Genomic DNA, 21,518 nt, shown 5'->3' on the forward strand with positions numbered 1-21,518 from the left:
CCCGCCCGCGCCACTCACAAGCTTAGGCAGCGTCGTACGGGACGGTGCGCATGAGCCTTCGGTGATCGAGAGGCGACCTGCCCCACGGGCGAGGCCCTGTTCACCATGGAACCCCTCCTCCCCGAAGCAGACCCCCGCCGAGGCCCGCAATGCGCGCTCCCACCTTCGCGGCCGCGTCGACAACCGACACAGATGCGCCCCCCCCGCGTCCTGAAAGCCAAAGCGCCCCTCAGTGTTGAAGGCGCTGGCGGTCGATCGCGACGGGGCAATGATCGGCATCGTCACGCTCGACCGCCGGGACGCGCAGCGTCCGGGGCACATCCGCCCCGATGCCGGGGAAGCCGAGCTCAGCTAGATGCTCCTGCCGGAGGCATGGGGACGCGGGTACGCCCATGAGGCATGCGCGGCGGCGCTCGGCTGGTTCGCCGCCGCCTTTCTCGGCGAGCCGGTGGTGCTCTGCACCCAGGTGGCCAACGACCGCTCGGTCCGTGTCGCGGAGAAACTGGGCTTCACCGAGATCGAGCGGTTCGAGGAGTTCGGCGCCCAGCAGTGGTTCGGCGCGTGCTCCCCGGTCCCGCGCTCTGGCTGAGCGCGTACTCGACCACCGATCGGGGTCCCACCTCCACCAGGCGCGTAAGGCGGCGGGCGGTAGGCCGCCCCGGCCGGTAGCGGCTCTTCACAGCTGTCTATAGGCTGCGCAAGTTATGTGTGTTCCCGGCCGGGGATCGAGTGTGTTCCGGGTGGCTGGGTGAGCCGGGGGCGTAGGCACGAAATGAAGCGTGGCGGAAAAGCCGTGGGAACCCTCTTCGGCTGCGCCTTGGGCGCTTTTGGCCTGTTTGTCGTCGGTAAGACTGCCTTCGCACCGGCGCAGCCGCCGTTGCCGCTCGTGGGTGTCCCGGCTTCAACCGCTACCCCGCGGGCGATGGCGTCACTGCCACCCGAGGCCGCGGCCTTGCGTGAGCAGCTTGTCTCCTTCCTGACGTTGGCCGGTGATCCGGGCCACCCGGGAGCGGAGCGCTGGTTCCCCGGTGGTGCCTGGGAACTGGACGGCTTCACCTACACCCCCCTCTCGCCCATCACGGACCCTGGCGGCATCGACCGGTTCGACGGGACCGCCCGGGTGCACCATCGGGAACTGTCGAAGGCCGATACCGACACGGTGTTGCGTGCCGTCTCGCGGAACGGGCCGGCCATCCCGTCGACGCTGGAGATCACCTCGGCGTCACGGGCCGACAAGGACTGGACCCTGGGCTTCAAGCTCAAGGCCAAGGGCGGCGTCCTGGTGACAGGACAGGCGAGGTTCACCACCCGGGACTCCAGCGACCCGGTCATCTTGCGCCTCACCTACGACAACTGACGTTGCCGGCTTCGCCCGTACGGGGGCTGGTCTTACAGGCAGCGGCCCAAAGGCCAACGACACGGTGAAGCAGAGCGGCTGCCCCTACCTGCAGCTCTTCGACTCCGACCGCAGGTACAGCCGTACGGTCCTCAGTGGGCGGGCGCTCCGAATTCCGCGTGCTGGGGGTGGAAGGCGTATTCCGCGTCGTCATCCGAGGGCGGTGCCGAGAATATGATCCGGCGTGCTTCTGCCCGTGCCTGCGCCATGAGCACTTCAAATTCTTCGTCAGTCATCGAGCACACCTCCTCAACCCTTCACAGGTGATTCGTGGCGCACGGACGACCGGATTGGTTCACCGGCCGGCCGAGCACTGGATCACGGTCGTCGTCTCGGCGACGCCACACCCGGCGCCCCACCCCCGACCGGTGGGACGCCGGCGGCGCGGATCGCCTTCAGCGCGGCCAGCGTGTCCAGGAAGGCTCCGGACACCAAACGCCACGGGTGTCCGACCAGTCAGCTCGCGGCGCCGCCGGGTCCGGCAGGCAGCGGGTTCCCCTCGCACTCGGCGTCCGCCGCCGGCATCCGGCCGTCGACGAGGAAGCCGTCCACATAGGCGTCCACGCACGCGTTGCCGGCCTGGTACTGGCCGTGGTCCCCGCCGTGGACGGTGATCAGGCGCGATCCCTTGAGCCCCCGGTGGGCCCGCACCGCACCCTCGTAATGCGTCGCCGGGTCGTGCGTCGAGTTGAGCATCAGGACGGGCGGCAGCCCCTCACCCGTGACGTTGACGTGCGGCGCCCTGGACTTCGGCCACTGCGCGCAGATTGATGCGAACGTCAGCTCCCGCGCTCCGGCCATCGGGTTCGTACGGGTGTCCGTGGCGCTCTTCCTCACCCAGTACCCGGTGTCGCGGGTCCACGGCGTGTCCGAGCAGGTGACGGAGAAGAAGTCGGCGGCGAATCCGGCAGCCATCGGGTGCTTGAGGTTCTGCGCGATGGCCTCACGGGCGGCCGGCGGCGCGCTGTCCGGGTGTTCCAGGACGCCCAGGGCCATCGCGAGGTCGGGGAAGCTCTTGCCGCTGTAGATCAAGCTGGTCGTGGCGGCGTCGAGGTGGTTGGGCGTGATGACGGTCCCGTCGAGGTTCAGCGGGCGGTCGTGGAGCCGGCCGCGCAGCCGCTCGTAGCTCACCTTGGCCTCCTCCGGGGTGCTGCCCTGGTGGTAGGTGGCGTCGTTCTTCGCGAGCCACGGCAGGAAGTCCTGCTCGAACCGCCGCTGGAAGCTCAGCGGCTGGCCGGTCAGGAACGACTGCCAGCTGCCGGTGAAGTCCACATTGCTGTCGAGGACGACCCGGTCGACCCGGCCCGGGAACTCGGTCGCGTAGTAGGCGCCGAGGAAGGACGCGTACGACGGGCCGTAGTAGGAGACCTTCTCCGCTCCGAGCAGCGAGCGGTACAGGTCCATGTCGTGCACGGCCTGGTCGGTGGTGATGTACGGCAGCAGATCGCCCGAGTTGCGCTTGCAGTCCCGTACGAAGTCCCTTGTCCGCTCCAAGGTCTGACGGACCGCCTGCTCGGACCGGTCGCGCAGATCGCCGCTGCCGAACAGGGCGTCGACCTCGTCCTGGTCCGCGCAGACCACGTTCGTACTGGCACCTACACCGCGCTGGTCGAAGCTCACGATGTCGTACGCCGCCGCCAGCTTGTGCGAGTACGTGGCCAGCCGCGCGGGCCGCGGCAGGCCCGAGGCACCGGGCCCGCCGGCCGCCATCATCAGGACGCCGCGCCGCGCCGCGGGGTCCGTGGCCCGGTGCCGGGACACCTCGACGGTGAGGCTCGCTGCCTCGTCGGGGTGGTACCAGTCGCGCGGGACCGACATCGCGGCGCACTCCAGCGACGCGGTGCCCGTACACGGCCGCCAGTCGAGCTGCTGACTGCGGTAGCGGTCCGGCACGGGAGGTGCGCCGACCGGTGTGGCGCCGGCCGGCAATGCCGCCACGGCAAGGACCACGCCCGCGGCGGCCGTAACCGCGGCCCATCGTGCCGGTTTCCTGAACAAGTGCATGCCGTGTGCTCCCCGTTGGATGTTCCAGACCTTCGCTCCGATCCTCCCCGCACGGGAAGCCTGGGGCGATCCCACTGTCACCCGTAATGAGGGTGGCACTAGAACCACCCCACGCCACACGTACAGCCTGGATTCCAGGCCGACGGCGCCCGAACCGGCGCCCCGCATACGATCCACGTGGCCGACCGCCTCCCCCTCTGGTAGATCCCCGGCACCGCCGTCGAAGCCGGCGTCCGACTCCACATCAACTGCCTCAAGGCCTTGCCAAGTCCCCGTTGTCGCTGGTTATCGGGTTCGCCGAGCAACTGTCACGGGCGCTCTACCGGCTGGACCGCAAGGAGTACGGACACAACCTGTCCGATGACGCCTTCCTCTACACCCGAGCCGCGGTCGTCGCCGCCGGCCGCACCGTATTCGACAGCGTCCTCCAAGACCCTACGGTCTTCACTCCTTACGCCACCGACCCCACATGGGCCGAACTCCTGCTCTACACACCGGACCGGGCATACAAACGCATCACTGGGGAGGAGTGGGACCGCGACACGCGCTACTCCTTCGAGTCATGCTCGAACATCGAGGGCTGGGCTGATTGAGGGAGGCTGGCTCAACGACTGTCGCTGATCACGTCCCAGGCCGTGGCGGACCCTGTCGCCCGCGTCGCGGTCCGACGACGGCCGCCCAGATGCGGGGGTCGGTGAAGGTCTTGGCCCAGCCATCTGGGGCTGGCGCTTGTCCCTCATAGAGTTTCCGCTGCCGCCTCGCCGTATCCGCCCCTGCCGGTCCTCGTTGATTCCCGCGGTGACACCCGGCTACTCAAGGTGTTGCCTTCACCGTTCAGGTGCGAGGAATCCCCGCCCCGGATAATTCACAGCACCCGTCTCGTCGACCTGGTGAACGCCTTGGACGCCAAGCAGGCCGCGCTGATCCATCTCGCCGACCGCGTCGACGAAGGGCCGGCTGCCGACCCGGTGACCGAGTGGCCGGGCTAGCGAAGACGCAGCCCGCCCGGGAGCTCTTCTTCGATGATCTCGACCAGCCAATCAAAGACGGTCGGGCCACGTCCGGCACGCGCCTCTGCAAGCCTGACGCCCACGCTGGCCTTGTGCGTCGGATGACATCGCCCGAGCATGAGCTCAAGCTGACGCGCAGTCTCGGGATGTCCGAGATTCTGACGGGAGACCGCGTGATCACGCCACTCGATCAGATAGTCACCGTCATCCGGCGTTCCGAAGCCACCGCGGAGGCAGTCAGCGAAGGCATCGAGGTTCCGGCCGAAGTAACCCCCGCAGCCGACGCTCTCGCCAACGACATGCCAGAAATCCTCCAGCGTCCTGACCTGGGTACCGTCCAGCACTTTGGAGAAGCCCTCGTTGGAGGCGATGGCGACGCCGTTCTTCTCCTCGCGTTCGGTCAGGACCCGGAGATCAGGGCGAGAGAAGGCGAGACGGTGTCCAACAAACACGATGAGACAGGGCTTCGGTTCGGCTGGCGCGGCAGTCATTACCCCGGTCTGCCCGTTGACGACCTGTGGTTGGCGGTCGGCAAGGATCCGGTCGGTGCCTGGTGCTTCGACGTGTACTTCGGAGCGGGCTCGATCACCGCGGCCGCGGCGTCTACCGCCTCAGGCGTTCACACGCTCTCGGAGGTCAGCGACACCTCCATCGACGATCTCCGCAAGGCCGTCGTCCCGTGGGGCGGGACGCGATCCGAAGTTTCTGCCCACAGGGTGGGAGGGAACCGGGCTCTCGCCAGTGCCCGGACTCTGTCCACAGGCTGCCTGCGCCAGGCTGATCCGCTCCGGCGGACGAAGACGATGCGGGCTGCTCGCCGCCATGCGTGCGCTGGCGCTGTCTCGTTCGGAGCTGGCGGTGCTGCTCAGTCTGATCGAGGTGCTGTTCGGTCCGGGGTGGGCGCCGAGGGAGAAGGTGCCGGTCCCTGCCGGGCTGCTTGCCGGTCGTACGGGCCGGGGTGCGGCGACGGATCTGCTCGGATTGCTGCTGATGGTGCTGACGGCGGGTTCGGCGGGCTGGATGCAGCTGCGCCCGGGGGCGGTGGATACCGGGCGCGGGCGTCCGGCGGCGGTCGCGCGGCTGCTGGGCTGCACGGCGGCGGCTGGGGCGAAGGTGCTCAAGCGGCTCCAGGAGGACGGCGCCGCGGACGTGGTGCGCCAGGAGACCGGCTCGGGTCTCCACGCGCGGTTGCGGGTACGTCCGGTGCCGGTCGCTGAGACCCACGGTGTGGCCGTGGGGGAGGCCCGCCACCTACGAGCCGCAGGTAGGGGGAGACGAAAGCCCTGCTCAGGGCCTTGCCGGATGCGGGGCCGACGAAAAGGGAGCATGATGGGCCTAGTACATGTGTAACTTATTTGATACGCTCCACGGTGACCGGCAAAGGGAGAGGAAGGCAGCGATGACCACCGAGCATGGCGCTTTCTGGGATGACCTTGCCGAGGACTTGCAGGACCCTGAGTTCCTGCGCCATTACGTCGTTGAGTCCATGCGTATCGCCACGATCGACCGGATCGTGAACGAGCTGGATGAGGCACGTGGCGCGGCAGACCTCTCGAAGGCTGCGTTGGCCCGAGCGATCAGTGCGGAGCCCGCTGTCGTGCGACGACTGTTTTCGGCGGGGCATGTCAATCCGACGCTGGGCACTTTGGCTGAAGTGGCAGCGGCACTGGGGATGCGGATCACCCTCGAGCCGTTGCCAGAAGCTGAACGCAAGGCGGTCACCGAGCCGCTACTCGAGGGTCGTGTGGCGGATCCTCATGGGCTCGCGAAGCACCTCAGTGATCTGAGGCGTTCCAAGTCCCGCTCGAGTGCCGCCGCCTAGCCAGACATCCGGTCACTGAGTCGAGCGAGGGTTGCGCTTCCGGTACTCCTCGCCCAGCTCCCGCACCGATCGGTAGTCACTGTCCGACAGGACGGTACGGAAGGGCTTGTCCAGCCCGGCAACTACGACCAGCAGCGGCTTTTCGCGTCCTGCCGCTTCGTAGTCGAGCAAGCAGAACAAGCGGTAGTGATGACGGCCGGGTCCGTTTACGCGAACCTCGTACCAACCACCCATGTCTCCCTTCATCGCTTCCCAGTACCCACCGCCGGCGAAGCGCTTCGGCGGGGCAGCGGCAACCTCGGCGAGCACCACGCTCATGGTGGCGCGCACCTTTAGTGGGCATATATCGCGCATGAACGCACGCCCTGGCGCGGTCTGTAAGGGGTCATCATCGGGATGACGTTGAAAGTAGACGACCTCGTGCGCGTCGTCGCTGGAGGGGCGGATGCGGACCTGTGGTTTGGCTGGGGTCCGTGGCGCGGGCCGGCGACGGTCGCGTGGATCTGGAGTCACAAGTCAGATCATTTCGCAGAGGCCAACGCCATGGGTGTGTCTTGCTTGATTTCGTTCAGTAGCCCGCACAGCAGGGCGACAGCCGTAGGCTTCGGTATCGCCAAGAGCAGTGAGGCCAGCTGAGTGGCAAGCCGGTGAATGGCAATCCTGGCGTCTCCATTCGGCTCCGGTGGGGCTGGCTCGTCCGAGCCGTTCCCCACCGGAGCCCTGGCCCGGCTACCCCCAGTCCGACAGCAGCAGGTAGTGGGTGATTTCCCGCAGGACCCCCCAGGCCACCCACCCGGTGATTTGATGTTGTTCATCGTCGCCCCCGGGCGCCGCCCTGTGTGGCCGGCAAGCAAAAGCTCAGCCGTCGGGTCGGGTGTTCAGCGATATTCAGACTGAACTGGGCCGTTTCCGGCGCCGAAGCCGCCGCCCATCCGGGGCCGCATCGCCGGGTGGGACTGCTCTTCGATCGTGCGGCCACGGGCCTCGGCCGGGCGCGCCTGGGGGCTTGGCATGTGTGCAGTTGCCATGTCTATGATCAAGAAATGCCGACGAGAGGCGCATGGTGGGGGATTTCGATCGGAAGTGGGCTCGGTCGCGCGCTGGCGCGGCCGACGAGCAGGTGGACACGCGATTGAACGGTACGGGCACCCCCGCAGGGCCGTTAGTGCCCGGGGGGTCGGGCAGCTTCGGGTCCACGCCGGCCGAGAAGACGGCGGCGGCGAACGCGATCGAGACCGAGCTGCAGCCGAACACGAAGACGGCTACAGAGCACGCGGACGAGGCGACCAACACTGCCGTGAAGGGCTTCGAGGGCTGGGACACCGCCCCGGGCCTGAAGAAGGTCGCGGACACGTGGGACAAGCAGGTCAAGGTCCTGATGGGCCGCCTCGGCTCCGAGAAGAGCTCCCTGCGGGGCGCCTCGGGTCTGTTCGTGCGCAATGACATCGGTCTGGGTGACCAGTTCCGGCCGATCGGCGCCCAGTCGAAGCTCAACGGGCTGTAGGGGGAAGCGGTGCTGACGTACCACGAAGTGATGACCACGGACCTCGGCCTACTGACGACGGCGGCAGGCAAGTGGGATTCGATGGCCGGTGAACTGAAGAAGGTCGAAACCCGCTACGGCGACAGCGTCCAGAAGATCACCATGGGTCAGAGCTGGACCGGTATCAGTGTCGGGGTAGCCCACACGAGCTTCGCAGCCACCCGCTACGAGTACTCCGCCGCGCAGATCCAGGCCAAGGCTGTCGCCAGCCTGCTGCGCGACGCGCACAGCCAGTTCACCGACCTCAAGAAGAGGGTCGAGAGTGCGCGAGACGATGCGATAAAGGCCGGCATGACCGTCTCGGAGCAGGGGAACGTCGCCTACGACTACGCGAAGCTCACCGCGCAGGAACGCAGCGCGATCCACCATGACCCGGACGGTGAAACCACCATCCGCGATGCGGTTGCCAAGTGGCAACAGCACATCAACGACTGCGTGAAGGCTGTGTCCGAAGCCGACCAGGGCGTCAAGATCGCCCTCGACGCGGTGGGCGTCGACAGCAACAAGGACGCCTTCGGCAAGGGCAACGACGGGACCCTCGACGGGTTCAACGCCGGCGCACAGGGCGACATCGAGGTCTACGAAGCCCGCAACGCCGAGGAGATCGCCACCCGCGTCAACAGCGGCGGGAACGTCTCGGCCGCCGACTACGCGGAACTCGACCGTTCCTTCCGCGACAACTCCTCGCGCCCCGAGTTCACCCAGACGTTCCTGAACGGGATGGGCGCACAGAACACCCTGAAGTTCACCAACAGGCTCAGCGACCTGGCCTACGTCGATGACAAGGCGGGCCGTCAGAAGTACCTGGACCTGCAGAAGGGACTCGCCAACTCACTGTCGAACGCCATGCAGGACCCCAAGTCCGACTTCTACAAGAACTTCCGCACGCAGCTCAACGACGCCGGGCTCGCCTCGTACGACCTCAAGGGGGCAGGCAAGGACGTCAGCACGGTGGCCCCGGGGCACAGCGAGAAAGTCCGCGGCTACCAGAGCCTGGTCACCCTGATGCAGCAGGGCGACGGCTACTCGGCCCCGTTCCTGCACGACATGGCGGACGACATCCGCAAGGCAGAGGACAAGAAACAGGGCGGCAATCCGGATATCTGGGACCGGTACGGAAACTACGGCGGCACGGACAAGGCCTGGTTCGCCCACGACCCCCTCGACGGCCTCCTCGGCATCATGAGCCGCGACCCCGCCGCCTCCACCTCGTACCTCGATCCGGGTCCGGACGGGAAGAACGACAACCTCCACTACCTGCTCGAGGAGCGGGACTGGGAGATCACCAACACCACGAGCTGGCGCGGCAACATCGAAATACACGGCGACGACACGGTCGACGCCGGCAACCGGACCGGCCTGGGCGCGGCCATCGAAGCGGGCGCCACCGGCTACCCGCCGCTGGGGACCGGCCAGGACCCCTGGCCCGCCGTCAACCACACCGACCCGCAGGCCCGGCTCATGCACAGCGTCATCGAGCAGCTCGGCCCCGCCCAGAGCGTGGACGCGAACCTGCGCGAACCGCTGGCCCGCGCACTTGGCTCGTACACGGCGGACACCCACGAGATCCTGGCCGGCCTCGACCGCCGATACGTCTCCGCAGCCGACACCGGACTCTTCCAGGACGGCGGTTCCACGCACATGTCGGCAGACGCCAAGGACCTGGTGCAGTTCATGCGCGGGCTCTCGGAGGACCCTGAGGCTTACGGAACGCTCCACAAGGCGGAGTCCCGATACATCGACATCTCACTGGAACAGATTCCCCACGGAGCGCATGGATCGGAGATGACCAACCCCCTCAACAAGGCAGGCACGGCCCTCGGCGCGTTGGGCTCCATCAGGGAGGACGTGATCAACGACGGTCGGATGGCGGGCTACAGCGCAGCGGACTGGAAGGCCAAGGTCGCCTACCACGTCATCGGTGGCGCCGTGACCCCGCTGTACTTCACCACACCCATCGGTGCTGCCGGCGCCACCATGTCCGTCGCCTTCGGCGACTCGCTCCAGCGTGGCGTCGACACCTGGGCCTGGGAATGGGACAACCGCATGAAGGCTGCGGTCGACGCCAAGGCCAATCCCGAGATTGCCGACACCTACCTCTCCATCAACAAGCAGGTACCCATCATGGTCGGTGAATGGGCGACGGAGCGGCCTGACATCCCCGAGGCCGACGTCCAGAACTACACCCGCAACGTGCTTGACGGCCGGGTACGCGGGACCGAGACCGCGCAGAAGTACCTGACCGACACGGCCAACTGAGCCGGACGACGAAGAGGAATGGGGCCAGCCATGACGGGGAAGACGACCCGCCGTACGGCGCCGCTCAAGATATGGTCCGTGCTGCTGGCGGGTCTGGCCCTGGTGGGGGCGCTCGGCGCATGGCTCACCTTCGGGCGCGATACGGCCGCTCCCTGCAACGGCCTGCCCGAGGACGGGCGGGTACAGAAGTCCGTGGGGGCGGACGTGCATCCCGGTATGAGCTGTGCCGTGCTCGGTCAGGCCATCGTGAAGGCCACGGCCGCCGAGCAGGGCAGGCATTCACAGGCGCAGGCGCAGGCCGTGAAGGATGTGTTCTTCTCTCCCGGGCTCGGATACACGAAGAATCTTCGGATCGATGCCGCTCTGCGGGTGCCACTGGCCACCGTGCTCGCGGACTTCGCGGACGACACGCATGAGCTGCTCGCGGGACTCGACTCCCAGTACGTCGTCAAGGGGGACCCGGACGACGGCCCGTGGGAGACCTCAGGCACCTATCACCTGGCAGTCGACAACCTCGTCTTCCGCAACGTCGTGCACGCCGTCTCCGGGGATCCACAGGCGTACGCGATCCTGCGTTTGGCAGAGACCCGGTACGGGGCGCAGCAGCTCGCAGCCATCCCGGGCGACGCGACGGAAGGCGCCCTCTCCCTGACTCCAACGAAGAACGCCCGAGCACTCGGCATCCTGGACGGCGTCGCTGACACGTTCGCCCGTGATCAAGCGTGGCGGACCGCTGTACGCGACCGCATGCTGCGTGAGCCGACCACCCAGGGCAGCTACCAGGAGGACCCTGCCGCCTACCTCACGGCGACATGGCTTCAAGGCCTCAGGAACACGCCGGAGGCTGAACTGGCCAACCGCCTCCGCACCCAAGGAGTCGACATCGCCCGCACATGGACCCAGGCACGGAACACTGACGAGTCCACTCGGCAGGCTCTGCTCGCCGAAGTGGATCGGAGCGCGCTGAGTGCCTACCGCGAGGCCAAGTCGTAACCCAACTACCCGGCGCAGCAGGCCAGGACAGTACTCTTCACGGCATTCCTCGACACGGTGGTCAAACCGAGGATGTACGGTCACTCGCCGAGGTGGAGCGAATCGGGCTCAGCGCCTACCGCGAGATCAAGCCGAAGCAGACCCGTCCGATGGAGCCCGGCGACGTGACTGAGGCGGCGTGGCCAGCCATGGCTGACTCCCTTCTGCCCCTGCCTCCGGCACTGGACCAGCTCCTGGTGATACGGCGCTGGCTGGAGCTGACCCTCGCCCGCGTCGACGAGAGAATCGGCGTCGTTCGGGCCGCCGAGGAAGAGCGGGCTCACCGCCGGCCGCCACTGGAGCCACCGTGGTGGTGGGTCGAGTACGGCATCGGTGTCTCTCGTCGGCCCGACCGCGTCCACACCGGCGCCTGCAGGATCACCAACCGGGGAAAGCCAGCTACCCGGGAATGGGTGCTGGAGGTGCTGCGGACCGTACCGTCGGCCATCGCCTGCCCACAGTGCCGGCCCGACAGCGAGCTCGGCCTTCTCGACGGGTAACGGCAACGGCCCCGGGCGGCTTCGGTCATCGAGGGCGGGCATCAGGGCACCACCTACCGTTCGGAAGCTGCGAACAGCCAGCCTCGGCGGCGCATGGCGGCGGCGATGTCCCACAGCCGGGTGTCGGTGGTCGCGGGGGTCGTGCCCTTCGCCGTCCCGCTGGCCTGAATGCGGTGGAGGGGTTTCTGGTTAGAAGTTGCGTCGGCGGCTCCCGGCGAACCGGCCCCGGCTTCTCTCACCTCGCTGCTTCTCAGCTGTCCGTCTCCTTGTGAGCGGTCATGGGGAGGTTGTGGTTTCACCTCCGGTCCGGTGAACGGCAGAAATCCACCAGGCGCTGATCGCGCCAACGTCCTCACAAGAGCTCCCGGCAGCCTCTATTCGCACAACGATTCCCCTCTGGCCCGGACCGACGGGCCGGGCCTTCAACGGGGAGGGGAAACCTGTGCGTTTCACGAGGACTCTGGCCGCAGCGGCCGCCGCGGCGGCCGCGACCGTTCTGTCCATCACCACCGCCACGGCGCAGCCGGGGCCGACGCAGTCGGGCTCGGTGTCGGCCGGTGCACCGCCAGCACGCGTCGGTGATGCACTTCGGCTACGACGGCAAGAAGACGTACACGAGCCCTGTGCTGGACGCCGCGGACCCGAAGGCCAACGACGCGGCGAACTGGCTTCCCAAGGTGCTGGTCAGTGAAGCCCGGAGTTCGGGCAGCCAGATCGCGAGCGGTACCTCGTTCCTGTGCACCCTGTGGGTCGGCGAAGTCTTCGCGGACGGCATCAAGGGCGGCACGAGCGACGACTGTTCGGGCGGTTTCCGCACCCAGTGGACCAACGCCCAGTTCGCCGAGGACAACGGCGGCTGGCACCGGGTCACCGGCTCCATGGTCGGGCCCCGCACCAGCAGCCAGTACAACGACACCACCTTCGCGGTGTACTGCAACAACCCGCCGAAGACCGGCCGGCACCACTACCGGCTGGAAGCCCGCGAATACGCCATCGCCAACGACGGGACCGAGGTCTCGGGACCCGGAGGACCTGGCGCGCATCTCGCCGTACCTGACCGAGCACATCAACCGGTTCGGCGAGTACTCCACGCATGAGCTCGGCATCCAGCCCGACGCGTACGACACGAAGCTCGACGTCGACTTCACCCCGCTGCGCGAGCAGGATCTGACCGCCGCCGGCCTCGGCCAGGCCGCTTGACCGTCCGGCCCAGAATCTTCCTCGTGTGGGTAATGCCCGAGCAGTCGAAGCGGCGCCCGAAGCCACCTCTTATGGCTTGGGGCGCTGCTTGTCTCGTGCTGCGGAGTCAGGCGCGGGTGGGGGCGAGTAGCGCCGGGCGGCGACCATGAGGCGGAAGGCCAGGGCGGCCGGCAAGGTGGGAGCCGCCGAGGACGGTCTTGGCGGTGACGCCGGTGAGGTCCTGGTCGTGCGCCGTTTTCAAGGAGCGGCATCACCTTCTGCCTGCGGGAGCTGGATGCCCATCCGATGAAGGTAGGCGCGAAGTGTGGAGGCGGTCGGGCGATGGGCGATCAGCCCGATATAGCCGTCGGGACGGATGACCACAAGCGTGCCTTCGCGTGCACCGTAGACACGGAAGAGACGGCTCGTCCGGTCGATCAGCACCGTCGGACCGGCAGCTGTGCCGTAGTCCAGCGCCGGGACAACGCTGTAGGCGTGCAGGTGGTCTTCGAGTCCGCTGATTTCCCGGTAGATCTCTGGGGCGGGCCTGGCGCCGAAGGCGAGGAGGGTGAACTGGGGGCCGCGGAGGATGTCGAATAGCCGTGCCGCAGCGTTGACGGTCTGCACAGGGCCGTCGGGGGCGACATCACCAGCGCGCAGAGAGCTGCGCCGACCGGCGAGGTGGGTGGTCAGCGGGCCGGTTCGGTAGGTGGGGTGGTCGTTGCGGTCGCGGCGTTGCTGCCGGGCGAGGAACGACTTGATGGCGAACCGCACCACCGGACGGACTGCCTGGGGTGGGGTGGCCGCTGAGAATCGCCGGTGGCTGTCGGCCAGCACCGCGCGGGCAACCGGCAACCGTTCGTCCTCATAGGTGTCCAGCAAGCTGTCAGCGCAGATGCCTTGAAGGACCAGAGCCAATTTCCACGCGAGGTTGTAGGCATCCTGGATGCCGGTGTTCATGCCGTGCGCACCGAAGGGGCTGTGCACGTGGGCGGCATCACCGGCCAGCAGCACGCGTCCGGCCCGGTAGGTGTCGACCATGCGTAGGTTGTAGCGCCACACCGACAACCAGGCCGGGTCCGCCAGGCGTATGTCGCGGCGTCCGGTCCGCTCGATAACCGCGCGCTGGAGCGTATCGAGCGACGGCTGCGGCCACTGGCCGCTGGGGTCCTGCTGGAGCGAGGCCACGACTTGCCAGGTTTCGGCGTGAGGGGTGGGGCGGGCGACCAGGATGTGGCCGCTGGTCGCCATCCACAGATGTACTGCGTCGCGGTCGGGCAGCCCGTCGATGCGCACGTCGGCGATGAGTGCTCTGGTGTCCTCGTCGGTGGACCCGGAGAACGGCAGAGCAAGTGTGCGGCGTACCGGACTGCGTCCGCCGTCGGCCCCGACCAGGTAGCCGGCCCGAACGGTCTCCGTCCCGGCCCCATCCGTGTTTTCGACGGTGGCGGTCACGCCGTCGCCATCGGCCGTGAAGCCGGTCAGACGGCGGCCGAACTCCACCTTTCCGCCCAGCTCGGCCAGCCGATCGCGCAGGATCGACTCGGTTCGCCACTGGGGCAGCGCCACAGAGTTCGGGTAGGGGCGCGAGGCAGTGGGCGGCGCGGGCGGCATTCGCATGTCAAACAGCAACGGAGTACCGAGGTGAAAGCGGGTTCTTGACTGGATGTCAGCAGCCGCGACAATGCGGTCGGCGATGCCGAGGTCGTCAAAGATCTCCAGGCTGCGCGGCTTGAGGGTGAATCCCCGCGAACCCTTCGTGGGACCGGGGGTCTGTTCGATCACTCGGCATCCGATTCCCCTGCGGGCCAGGTCACAGGCCAGAGTCAATCCGGTCGGCCCGGCCCCCGCAATCAGTACATCAACGTCGTTCATTACCCCGTCCCTCCCGGCAGCGCAGGCCATGTCCGGTCGACCTCTGGCCCTCACTCACTCTGATACCTACAATTGGACCTGTCAATTGGTACCTGTCTTCGGAGGATGGACACGATGTCCCTGCGCCACGCCCTTCTCGGCCTGCTGGAAGATGGGCCTGCCAGCGGCTACGACCTGACCGCGCGCTTCGAACGCTCGCTGCAGAAATACGCATGGACCGCCCGGCAGAGCCACATCTATCCAGAGCTGAAGCGACTCGCCGACAGCGACTTGATCGCCGTCACCGAGGAAGGCGCGCGCGGACGCCGCACCTACGCGATCACCGACGCGGGCCGCGCCGAGCTGCGCGACTGGCTGCTGTCCCCACCCAGGCCCCGGGCCGTCCGCGACGAACACGTACTGCGCATGTCCCTGCTGTCCGCACTGGACATCCCGCAGGCGCGCGAATTGGTGCTCCGCCACCTCGAAGAAGCCGACCAGGTGGCGGCCGAACTACGCGCTCTCGCCGACGCCGCCGATACCGAGTCCCACCCTCGTGGCCGTTTGCGGTTCGGCCGGCTGGCCATCGAGTACGGCGTCCACCAGTATCAGGCGCAACAGCAGTGGGGCCATTGGGCCCTGGAGCAACTCGATCGAGCCGAGGCTGCCGAGCACCAGCGCCAACCTTCCGAAACGCGAGCCGATTCGCTGGGCCCCCGCCGCAAAGACCCCGGCGGCACAGTGCGGCATCCGCAGTAAATGCCGGATTACTGCGGCGGAGCCTCTGCCGTGATCATCGCGACCTGCGGCGGGACCTTCCGGCCGCAGGGGCGAGGTGTACGCATTTACTGCGGCAGTACCGGAAGGACGGGGCGGGCGTGTCAGTCGAACCAGTGAACGAGCTCAAGGGCGGGGGCGCGTTGCGGTTGCCGCGTGCCCGCTTCGTGCCCATGTCCGCCCCTCCGGCCACGTACACCGCGGCGGTCGAGCGGTACCTCACCGGCGCCGGCATCGCGAAGTCCTCCGCGCGGATCTAACGGATCTCGCTCACGACGTGGGGATGGATGTTCGCCGGCGAACCCGCGCCGACCGGACCGGCTCGCCGCGGCGCGAAGCCGCCCGTCTTCCCCGTCGCCGCGATCGACGACCCGGTGCTGCCGGAGGTGCTGGCCGAGCTGGCGGCGGCGCGGGCGGACGAGATGGGCGCCGACACCGTCAACCGGGAACTGTCCATCGCACGCAAGGCGCTCGGCTGGTGGCAGCGCCAGGGCTGGATCGAAGGCGATCCGACGATCGGCATCGAGCGGCGGCCGGCGCCGCCGGACCGCACCAAGGCTCTCGCGGAGAACCAGATCGCCGCCCTGTGGCGCCTCGACGTCGCGCTGCGGGAGAAGACGCAGTGGAAGATGCTCTACGAGTCCGCCGCACGGGCCGACGAGGTGCTGTGCCTGAACGTGGAAGACTTGTACCCGCAGGACAAGCGCGGGAAGATCACCGGCAAGGGCGGGGTGACCGAGTGGATTCACTGGCAGTCCGGCACCGCCCAGCTGCTGCCCCGTCTGATCGCGGGCCGCACCCGCGGCCCGCTGTTTCTCACCGGCCGCAAGGCACCGGCAGGGACGCCGACGCTGGACGTGTGCCCGGAGACAGGGCGGGCCCGGCTCTCGTACCGCCGGGCTGAGGAGATCTTCGAGGAGAACACCCGGCTGCTGGCCAACCCCCTCGCCTCGCCCGACGACATCGAGGATCTGGACGGCTGGACGCTTCACCGGCTACGGCACAGTGCCCTCACGCACGACGCGGAAGACGGCACCTCCACCCCGATGCTGCTGGCTCGCTCCCGCCACGCCTCCGTCCGTTCCCTGGAGCGATACGCACGACCTGGCGTCGACTCGGTCGCTCGGCACGTCGCCGAACGCGACCCGCTACACGTCGCCGCACGTAGATCCGGCGGATCAGGGCTTCAAGATCATCCCGTTGCCCCTTTGGCACGTATCTCGGTCACACCCCATGGTGATGCTTCTGGCCGGTCCTCGGCGAAAGGGTGCGGGGGCGTCTTGCATCGCGCGGCCGGGCGTTCACGGGGCCCGCACAGATGAAACCGTGCTGCGCCAAGAGGGCAGGGAGGCAGAGCGTCCGATTTGGATCGGCGTGCCATCCCGGACCTCCAACCGTGTGGCGCAGGTCACATCGGTCGAGTCAAACGGATCGGGCGCCACGCGGACTGGAACTACCAGCGGGCGCTCGGCGGGGAGCCCGTGGACCTGCTGGAAGCCAGAAGAAGGACCAAGCGACGTGAAGAAGCTCAGGCTGATGCCTGGTCAGCGCGACAGCATCCTCCCCCTGTTGTGCCCCGAGGAGCTGCTGCCCTCGGACTCGCGGTCGCAGTGGGGATATGTCGAGGCCAACGAACCCTCGTTCCGCCGCCACGTCCTCGTGAACGTGGGGGAGGTGCACGAAGGCGACGTATCCGACAAGACGTTCCAGGGCCTGCACACCCGGCTCAAGGGAGGGCCGGTGAAGGAAATCAAGGACTACGCGTGGAAGTCGTTCGGCAACGCGGTGCGGACGTTCAACATCGCGCTGGCCCGACAGCGCAAGCGTGAGCTGCTCATCGGCGACGACGCCTGGGTGCTGGAGGAATCCCCGATGCCGGTTGCGGGGTACCCGGTGGAGTTTGACCGGGACTCCGTCGCGGCCTCCGTGGAGGAACGCCTGGAGATGGAGCACTACCGCAAGATGCTCACCGCGGAACTGCAGCCGGCGGAGCTCGTTGCGCTCTTGCTCGTGAAGTTCGACGGCTACACCTCGACGCAGGCGGCCGTGACACTCAAGCATCCTCTCCTGCGGTGTGCACGGCACGCGGCATGCCGCGGTCCGCGCACACCGCAGGTGGGCTGCTTGGAGGCACTCACCGTCGAAGTTGCGACGCAATATTCGAACGCGGTTGGCCCGGGGGGATCCGAGCGAGGCTCGGAAGGATTGGGAGTAAAATGATCAACAAGGATTGCAGGTTGGCGATGCGGACCATCGTCGCGCTGCTTCACTACAAGGTCTCGCGGATCTGGGACTCGTTCCTCATCGCCCTGCTCTCGATCAAGGGGCTGCTCCCTTCCCGAACCCGTTCGGCTGATCCAATCCGTGGTGCAGGGCTGGGCATGATCGCGCTGTTGGCCAGCGCCGCTGGATCCTGGTTCGTTGATCGGGCAGGCCAGGGCGCGCCGAGGCCGTAAGCCGTAGACCTTCACACAGGGCCGGACACCCAGGAGCAAACGCCTGGAGGTCCGGCCCTACTGGTGTTCGCACAGGGACACACGGGTGTCTCTGCACCGTCTGCTCGACCGGCTCCACACCACGAGCAGCGGGAACTGCGACATCGAGGAAACAGCCCCATGACCAGCATCGCCCAGCCCGGACCCCAGGGTGAGAACATCCCCGTGACCATCACGGCCCTCGACACCCTCATCGAGGCCGAGAAGCGCCGGCTCCTCACGCAGCGCCGCCGAGTGAAGCGGCTTCGTCACGACCGGCGCCGCGCCCAGCGGGCCGAAGCCGCCCGGATCTGCCGCACGTACACCCGCGCCGGCCTCTTCTGGAGCGGCGCCACCGCCTTCAGCACGGCGACGGTGTGCTTCCCTCTCGGTCAGGCGGGCATCGCCTCCCAGCTGCTGCAGTTCGCCTTCGGGGCCTGGATCGCCGCGCTGCAGATCCCTCCGCGTCGCTGACCGCGACCACTCATGGACGGCTGCCACGCATCAGGAGCAGCACTTCGTGACCTGCCACCAGCGGCCCTCCCGGTCGGTGACTACGGCCAGGACGACCGGGCCGCCGCACCGCGAGGGTTCCGTACGCGGGCGCGTGACGGGCGCGAGGTCAGTGTCGGTGCCCACACGGGCTCTGACGGTGGCATCGAGCATGTTAGGGCCGGGCGCCCGCCGCCTCCGGTGTGTGTGCGTGCTCCGTTTTCACTGGGTCCACACTCGATGCCGGCGCAACACCCGTCTCGCGGCCCCAGCAGGAGACAGCTGCGGTGGACAGCGCGATCGGTACGGCGACCAGCATGGCGACGCGTCCCAGCGGCATGACGGAGAGCATGGATCCGATCAGCGGCGGCCCGATGATTCCGCCCGATTTCGTACAGGCAGCGGACAGTCCGTTCCCCATGCCTCGGAATGCGGTCGGGTAGGTCTGGGCGGTATACGGTCCCAGGACCGCCACCACTCCGCTGGTGCCTGTCAGCAGGCCGATGAGGGCAGGGATGGCCAGGGCAGCTTCGCCGAGTGGGACCGTCGTGAGGGTCAGCAGGCCCAGAGCCGACAGGGCTCCGTAGAGGGTCATCGTCCGCCGGGTCGACCACCGGCTGTAGAGCCATGCGGCCGCTGCCGTTCCTGGGATCGACAGGAGCGCGGAGTAGAAAAGGATCTCCGGTGCGGTTACCGGCAGTCCCGCCTGGCTGAGCACCGTGGGCAGGAACGTCATGAACCCCCAATACACCAGTCCCCACGAGAGTGCGAAGGCGCAGATCAGCGTGCTCTGTCGGCGGTAGGCCGCGCTGAAGAGTGGGCGCACCCCACCGGGGGTGCGGGGCTCGGGCACGGGCTGAGGCAAGCCGAAGCAAAGCGCGGTGCGGCGTGCTTCGGCGTGGCGGCCCTGCGCCGCCAGGAAACTCGGAGACTCGGGGATCCAACGGTTCAGTCCCAGGAGGGCAAGGGCGAGAGGCAACTGGAGGAACCACAGGCTCCGCCAGCCGAGCATGGGGACGAATACGGCGGCCAGGCCACTGGCGGCGAGGTACCCGCCCACGGATGTGAGTCCTGCCGTCAGCACCATCATTGCGCTGCGGTTCGGGAGGAGTTCGAGTAGCAGGGTGTAGACGATGGGCAGCATCCCTCCTGCCGGCATTCCCATGATGATGCACATGATCACGTTGCCCTCAAAGGTAGGCATCGCCCCGCATACGGTGGTGGCCACGAACAGCAGTGCCGCGAGGAGCACGGCCGCGCGGCGGCCGATCACGTCAGCGAGCCGGCCCCACACGAGCGAGCCCACGACGGTGCCGCACAGCGCACCGAGCGGGAGCATCGACACCTCGGCCGCCGTCAGGCCGTATTCGGCACGGGCGCCGGGCAGGATGAAGGCCAGCGTCGCGGGCTTCATCTGGTCGACCATCAGAGCGAAGGCGAGTACCACGACGAGTCGGGTGCGCAGCGTCGCCCGGCGCTCCGGGGCAATCGGTGCGGGATCCTCGGTCACCGCCGTCGCGGATTCCGAAGTACGGCGCTTGGGAACCAGGCCGATGCCCGCGAGGACAACGCCCTCGACGATGGCGGCTACGGCAAGCCACATCACAACACTGCTGTGGCCCGTGTGCCCGCTGTGGCTTGCGGCACCGCCCGAGGGAGAGATGTCGAAGAGCATCTGCACGTGGAGGGCGATCCCGAGCGAGCTCAGACCGACTCCGGTCCAGAAGAGCCATGGGCGGGGGATCATCCCGGGTATCTGCGGCTGTCTCATGCTGATGCTCCTTGCGCAGGGCTGCTTGTCCTGTAGGCGGGCGCCGGTGTGCGGGTCGGGCGTACGGTCACACTCAGGGCCTCTTGGACACGCAGATGGCGCCGGGCGGCTTCGAGAACGTCCTCCGGCTGTACCCGAGCCAGAGTCTCGGGCCATTGCCAGAGCCAGTCCGGGGAAAGATCGAGGGCGCGGATGTGGGTCAGTGTGGCGGCGAGCCCCCGCTGCGGCGCGAGGGCGGCGGCTGCGGTCCCTTGAGCCATCCCGATGACCCGGCGCAGTTCGTCCTCGGGCAGTGATTCCCGTGACAGGCCGGCGACGGCTGTGAGCAGGGCGGTCTCAGCGGCCTCACAGTGCTCGACAGGAACCTCGATGTTTAACTCCACGTAGGAGAAACCGGGTTCGTGCCTGATGACGCTCCAGGGTGAGTAGCTCCAGCCAGCCTCGTTGCGGAAGATCCGCATCAGCCGGGATCGGTATCCCCCGCCGAGTGCGTGCTGGGCGACGAAGAAGGCAGGGTAGTCGGGGTGGTCGCGACGTAGAGCGGGCCAGGCCACGCGCAGGCAGGCGGTGTCGCCGCCGCCTGCGGTGAGGGTTCGGCTCCGATCTCTCTCGGTCGCGGGCGAGGTGGGAGCATCGACTACAGCCGGTGAGGGGGGCTTCGAACCGGCTTGTGGGGGCCAGACGGGCAGTGGCGCGGTGGTGCGAGCATCGGCTGCAGCTGTGCGTAGCGATGTCATGAACACCGCGAGGCCTTGGCCGAGTTCGTCGGCATCGATCCCGGCCACTGCCGTGAAGTGGGCGGCCTCCAGATCCAGGCAACTCAGTGCCCGGCGGCTCGTGAGGAGCGCTTCGGCCGCCCGTAGTTCGGCGGGTCCGGGGCCGGGCCTGCTGTCCTTTGAGGCCGGAGAGGGGTGTCCGAAGCCGAGCAGGTCACGTATGTGCGCCGACGCGACGTAGTGGTGGTCGAGCAGGGCCACGTTCTCCCGCGCTTCCGCCGCTTCGCGTACCGCCGTGAGGCCGCTCGTGCTGTCCCCTGCCGTAGCGAGGAGGTCTGCAGCGCGGCCGAGGAAGTCCTGCCACTCCGCGGCGGTGAGTGAGAGGCTCCACAGCAAGCCGGTCCCGTAGACGGTGATGTCGGCCTGTGCCCCGCGGTATGCGGCGAGGAGCTCCAGGCTGCGCTCCTCGTCTTGTTCCGTGCCGTCTGCCACTTCCTCGGTTCCGGCGCCGGGTAGGTAGTCGGCGAGCAGGGTGAGCAAGGCCCGGGCGTGTGGGGTCGAGCCGGTCAGTTCCGTGCGCAGGGGGGTGTAGCCGCTGATCTCCACGAGTGGCACTTCTCCGTAGCGCACCGCGAGGGTGCCGGGAGAGTACTGTCCATCCGCGGCGGCGACCACCTGCCGGGGCAGCG

23 protein-coding genes and 1 pseudogene are annotated in these 21,518 nt (G+C 67.9%); 16 read left to right on the forward strand and 8 right to left on the reverse strand.

Annotated elements, in window-relative coordinates:
* Positions 1-250 precede the first annotated feature (250 nt).
* Both IE248_RS32515 and IE248_RS32520 read left to right on the forward strand, forming a co-directional pair.
* Positions 251-589: pseudogene (locus tag IE248_RS32515) on the forward strand (GNAT family N-acetyltransferase); the annotation flags it as partial.
* A 333-nt stretch (positions 590-922) separates the two neighbouring features.
* Entirely contained in the window at positions 923-1,357 is a 435-nt protein-coding gene (locus IE248_RS32520) for a hypothetical protein (protein ID WP_190032556.1), read from the forward strand.
* Between the two features lie 131 nt (positions 1,358-1,488).
* On the opposite strand, the gene IE248_RS32525 is transcribed toward IE248_RS32520, so the two are convergent.
* Together IE248_RS32525 and IE248_RS32530 are read right to left on the reverse strand one after the other, a co-directional pair.
* Positions 1,489-1,632, reverse strand: a complete 144-nt coding sequence (locus IE248_RS32525; RefSeq protein ID WP_159032064.1) for a hypothetical protein — start codon at positions 1,630-1,632, stop codon at positions 1,489-1,491.
* 220 nt (positions 1,633-1,852) lie between these two features.
* Positions 1,853-3,334 carry an alpha/beta hydrolase gene (locus IE248_RS32530; RefSeq protein WP_229895696.1) on the reverse strand — a complete coding sequence of 494 codons (1,482 nt, stop codon included), beginning with the start codon at positions 3,332-3,334 and terminating at the stop codon, positions 1,853-1,855.
* 152 nt (positions 3,335-3,486) lie between these two features.
* Here IE248_RS32530 and IE248_RS38310 point away from each other — a divergent pair, with 152 nt between their 5' ends.
* Positions 3,487-3,993 (forward strand): DUF4240 domain-containing protein, encoded by a 507-nt coding sequence (locus IE248_RS38310; protein ID WP_190032558.1) that lies wholly within the window; start codon positions 3,487-3,489, stop codon positions 3,991-3,993.
* Positions 3,994-4,385: 392 nt separating this feature from the next.
* On the opposite strand, the gene IE248_RS32540 is transcribed toward IE248_RS38310, so the two are convergent.
* On the reverse strand, positions 4,386-4,754 hold the full coding sequence (locus IE248_RS32540) for a barstar family protein (protein ID WP_190032600.1): 369 nt from the start codon (positions 4,752-4,754) through the stop codon (positions 4,386-4,388).
* A gap of 478 nt (positions 4,755-5,232) precedes the next feature.
* Between IE248_RS32540 and IE248_RS32545 the strand changes: the two genes are divergently transcribed.
* Both IE248_RS32545 and IE248_RS32550 read left to right on the forward strand, forming a co-directional pair.
* Positions 5,233-5,760: a hypothetical protein gene (locus IE248_RS32545; protein WP_229895698.1), complete on the forward strand. Its 528-nt coding sequence runs from the start codon at positions 5,233-5,235 to the stop codon at positions 5,758-5,760.
* 49 nt (positions 5,761-5,809) lie between these two features.
* Positions 5,810-6,232 (forward strand): helix-turn-helix domain-containing protein, encoded by a 423-nt coding sequence (locus IE248_RS32550; protein WP_229895699.1) that lies wholly within the window; start codon positions 5,810-5,812, stop codon positions 6,230-6,232.
* A gap of 12 nt (positions 6,233-6,244) precedes the next feature.
* Here the strand turns inward: IE248_RS32550 and IE248_RS32555 are convergent, their stop codons facing one another.
* Positions 6,245-6,550 carry a hypothetical protein gene (locus IE248_RS32555; RefSeq protein ID WP_198944834.1) on the reverse strand — a complete coding sequence of 102 codons (306 nt, stop codon included), beginning with the start codon at positions 6,548-6,550 and terminating at the stop codon, positions 6,245-6,247.
* An 847-nt stretch (positions 6,551-7,397) separates the two neighbouring features.
* On the opposite strand from IE248_RS32555, the gene IE248_RS32560 reads away from it, so the two are divergent.
* The 5 genes from IE248_RS32560 (at position 7,398) to IE248_RS32580 (ending at position 12,663) form a co-directional block, all read left to right on the forward strand.
* A complete protein-coding gene (locus tag IE248_RS32560) occupies positions 7,398-7,736 on the forward strand; it encodes a hypothetical protein (RefSeq protein ID WP_229895700.1) in 339 nt (112 codons plus the stop codon).
* A 30-nt stretch (positions 7,737-7,766) separates the two neighbouring features.
* Complete coding sequence (locus tag IE248_RS32565) at positions 7,767-10,034, forward strand: hypothetical protein (RefSeq protein WP_229895701.1); 2,268 nt, start codon at positions 7,767-7,769, stop codon at positions 10,032-10,034.
* A 30-nt stretch (positions 10,035-10,064) separates the two neighbouring features.
* A complete protein-coding gene (locus IE248_RS32570; RefSeq protein WP_190032562.1) occupies positions 10,065-11,027 on the forward strand; it encodes a hypothetical protein in 963 nt (320 codons plus the stop codon).
* A 92-nt stretch (positions 11,028-11,119) separates the two neighbouring features.
* The gene (locus IE248_RS32575; protein ID WP_190032563.1) at positions 11,120-11,566 is read left to right on the forward strand and encodes a DUF6233 domain-containing protein; all 447 of its coding nucleotides are present in this window, start codon (positions 11,120-11,122) and stop codon (positions 11,564-11,566) included.
* Between the two features lie 557 nt (positions 11,567-12,123).
* Positions 12,124-12,663: a hypothetical protein gene (locus IE248_RS32580; protein ID WP_190032564.1), complete on the forward strand. Its 540-nt coding sequence runs from the start codon at positions 12,124-12,126 to the stop codon at positions 12,661-12,663.
* 340 nt (positions 12,664-13,003) lie between these two features.
* Here IE248_RS32580 and IE248_RS32585 read toward each other — a convergent pair whose 3' ends face one another.
* Positions 13,004-14,620: an FAD-dependent monooxygenase gene (locus IE248_RS32585; RefSeq protein WP_190032565.1), complete on the reverse strand. Its 1,617-nt coding sequence runs from the start codon at positions 14,618-14,620 to the stop codon at positions 13,004-13,006.
* A gap of 114 nt (positions 14,621-14,734) precedes the next feature.
* Between IE248_RS32585 and IE248_RS32590 the strand changes: the two genes are divergently transcribed.
* The 6 genes from IE248_RS32590 to IE248_RS32615 all read left to right on the forward strand — a co-directional run bounded on the left by IE248_RS32590 (position 14,735) and on the right by IE248_RS32615 (position 18,324).
* Positions 14,735-15,358 (forward strand): PadR family transcriptional regulator, encoded by a 624-nt coding sequence (locus IE248_RS32590; RefSeq protein ID WP_190032566.1) that lies wholly within the window; start codon positions 14,735-14,737, stop codon positions 15,356-15,358.
* Positions 15,359-15,477: 119 nt separating this feature from the next.
* Complete coding sequence (locus tag IE248_RS37875; protein ID WP_229895702.1) at positions 15,478-15,636, forward strand: hypothetical protein; 159 nt, start codon at positions 15,478-15,480, stop codon at positions 15,634-15,636.
* 27 nt (positions 15,637-15,663) lie between these two features.
* Positions 15,664-16,698, forward strand: coding sequence for a tyrosine-type recombinase/integrase (locus tag IE248_RS32600; protein WP_229895703.1), 1,035 nt, complete (start codon positions 15,664-15,666; stop codon positions 16,696-16,698).
* Between the two features lie 196 nt (positions 16,699-16,894).
* Positions 16,895-17,596 (forward strand): hypothetical protein, encoded by a 702-nt coding sequence (locus tag IE248_RS32605; RefSeq protein WP_190032567.1) that lies wholly within the window; start codon positions 16,895-16,897, stop codon positions 17,594-17,596.
* Complete coding sequence (locus IE248_RS32610) at positions 17,593-17,832, forward strand: hypothetical protein (RefSeq protein WP_190032568.1); 240 nt, start codon at positions 17,593-17,595, stop codon at positions 17,830-17,832. Before IE248_RS32605 ends, IE248_RS32610 begins: the two co-directional genes overlap by 4 nt.
* Before the next feature lie 159 nt (positions 17,833-17,991).
* Complete coding sequence (locus tag IE248_RS32615) at positions 17,992-18,324, forward strand: hypothetical protein (protein ID WP_190032569.1); 333 nt, start codon at positions 17,992-17,994, stop codon at positions 18,322-18,324.
* Between the two features lie 30 nt (positions 18,325-18,354).
* Here IE248_RS32615 and IE248_RS38315 read toward each other — a convergent pair whose 3' ends face one another.
* Genes IE248_RS38315 through IE248_RS32625 form a run of 3 tightly spaced genes read right to left on the reverse strand, consistent with a single transcriptional unit; the run spans position 18,355 to position 21,435 of the window.
* Positions 18,355-18,489: a hypothetical protein gene (locus IE248_RS38315; protein WP_268254114.1), complete on the reverse strand. Its 135-nt coding sequence runs from the start codon at positions 18,487-18,489 to the stop codon at positions 18,355-18,357.
* A gap of 28 nt (positions 18,490-18,517) precedes the next feature.
* On the reverse strand, positions 18,518-20,113 hold the full coding sequence (locus IE248_RS32620) for an MFS transporter (RefSeq protein ID WP_190032570.1): 1,596 nt from the start codon (positions 20,111-20,113) through the stop codon (positions 18,518-18,520).
* The gene (locus IE248_RS32625) at positions 20,110-21,435 is read right to left on the reverse strand and encodes a M16 family metallopeptidase (RefSeq protein WP_190032571.1); all 1,326 of its coding nucleotides are present in this window, start codon (positions 21,433-21,435) and stop codon (positions 20,110-20,112) included. The genes IE248_RS32620 and IE248_RS32625 overlap by 4 nt, the downstream gene beginning before the upstream one ends.
* Between the last annotated feature and the right edge of the window lie 83 nt (positions 21,436-21,518).

This window comes from Streptomyces goshikiensis (assembly GCF_014650555.1).
In the GTDB taxonomy this organism is placed as follows: domain Bacteria; phylum Actinomycetota; class Actinomycetes; order Streptomycetales; family Streptomycetaceae; genus Streptomyces; species Streptomyces goshikiensis.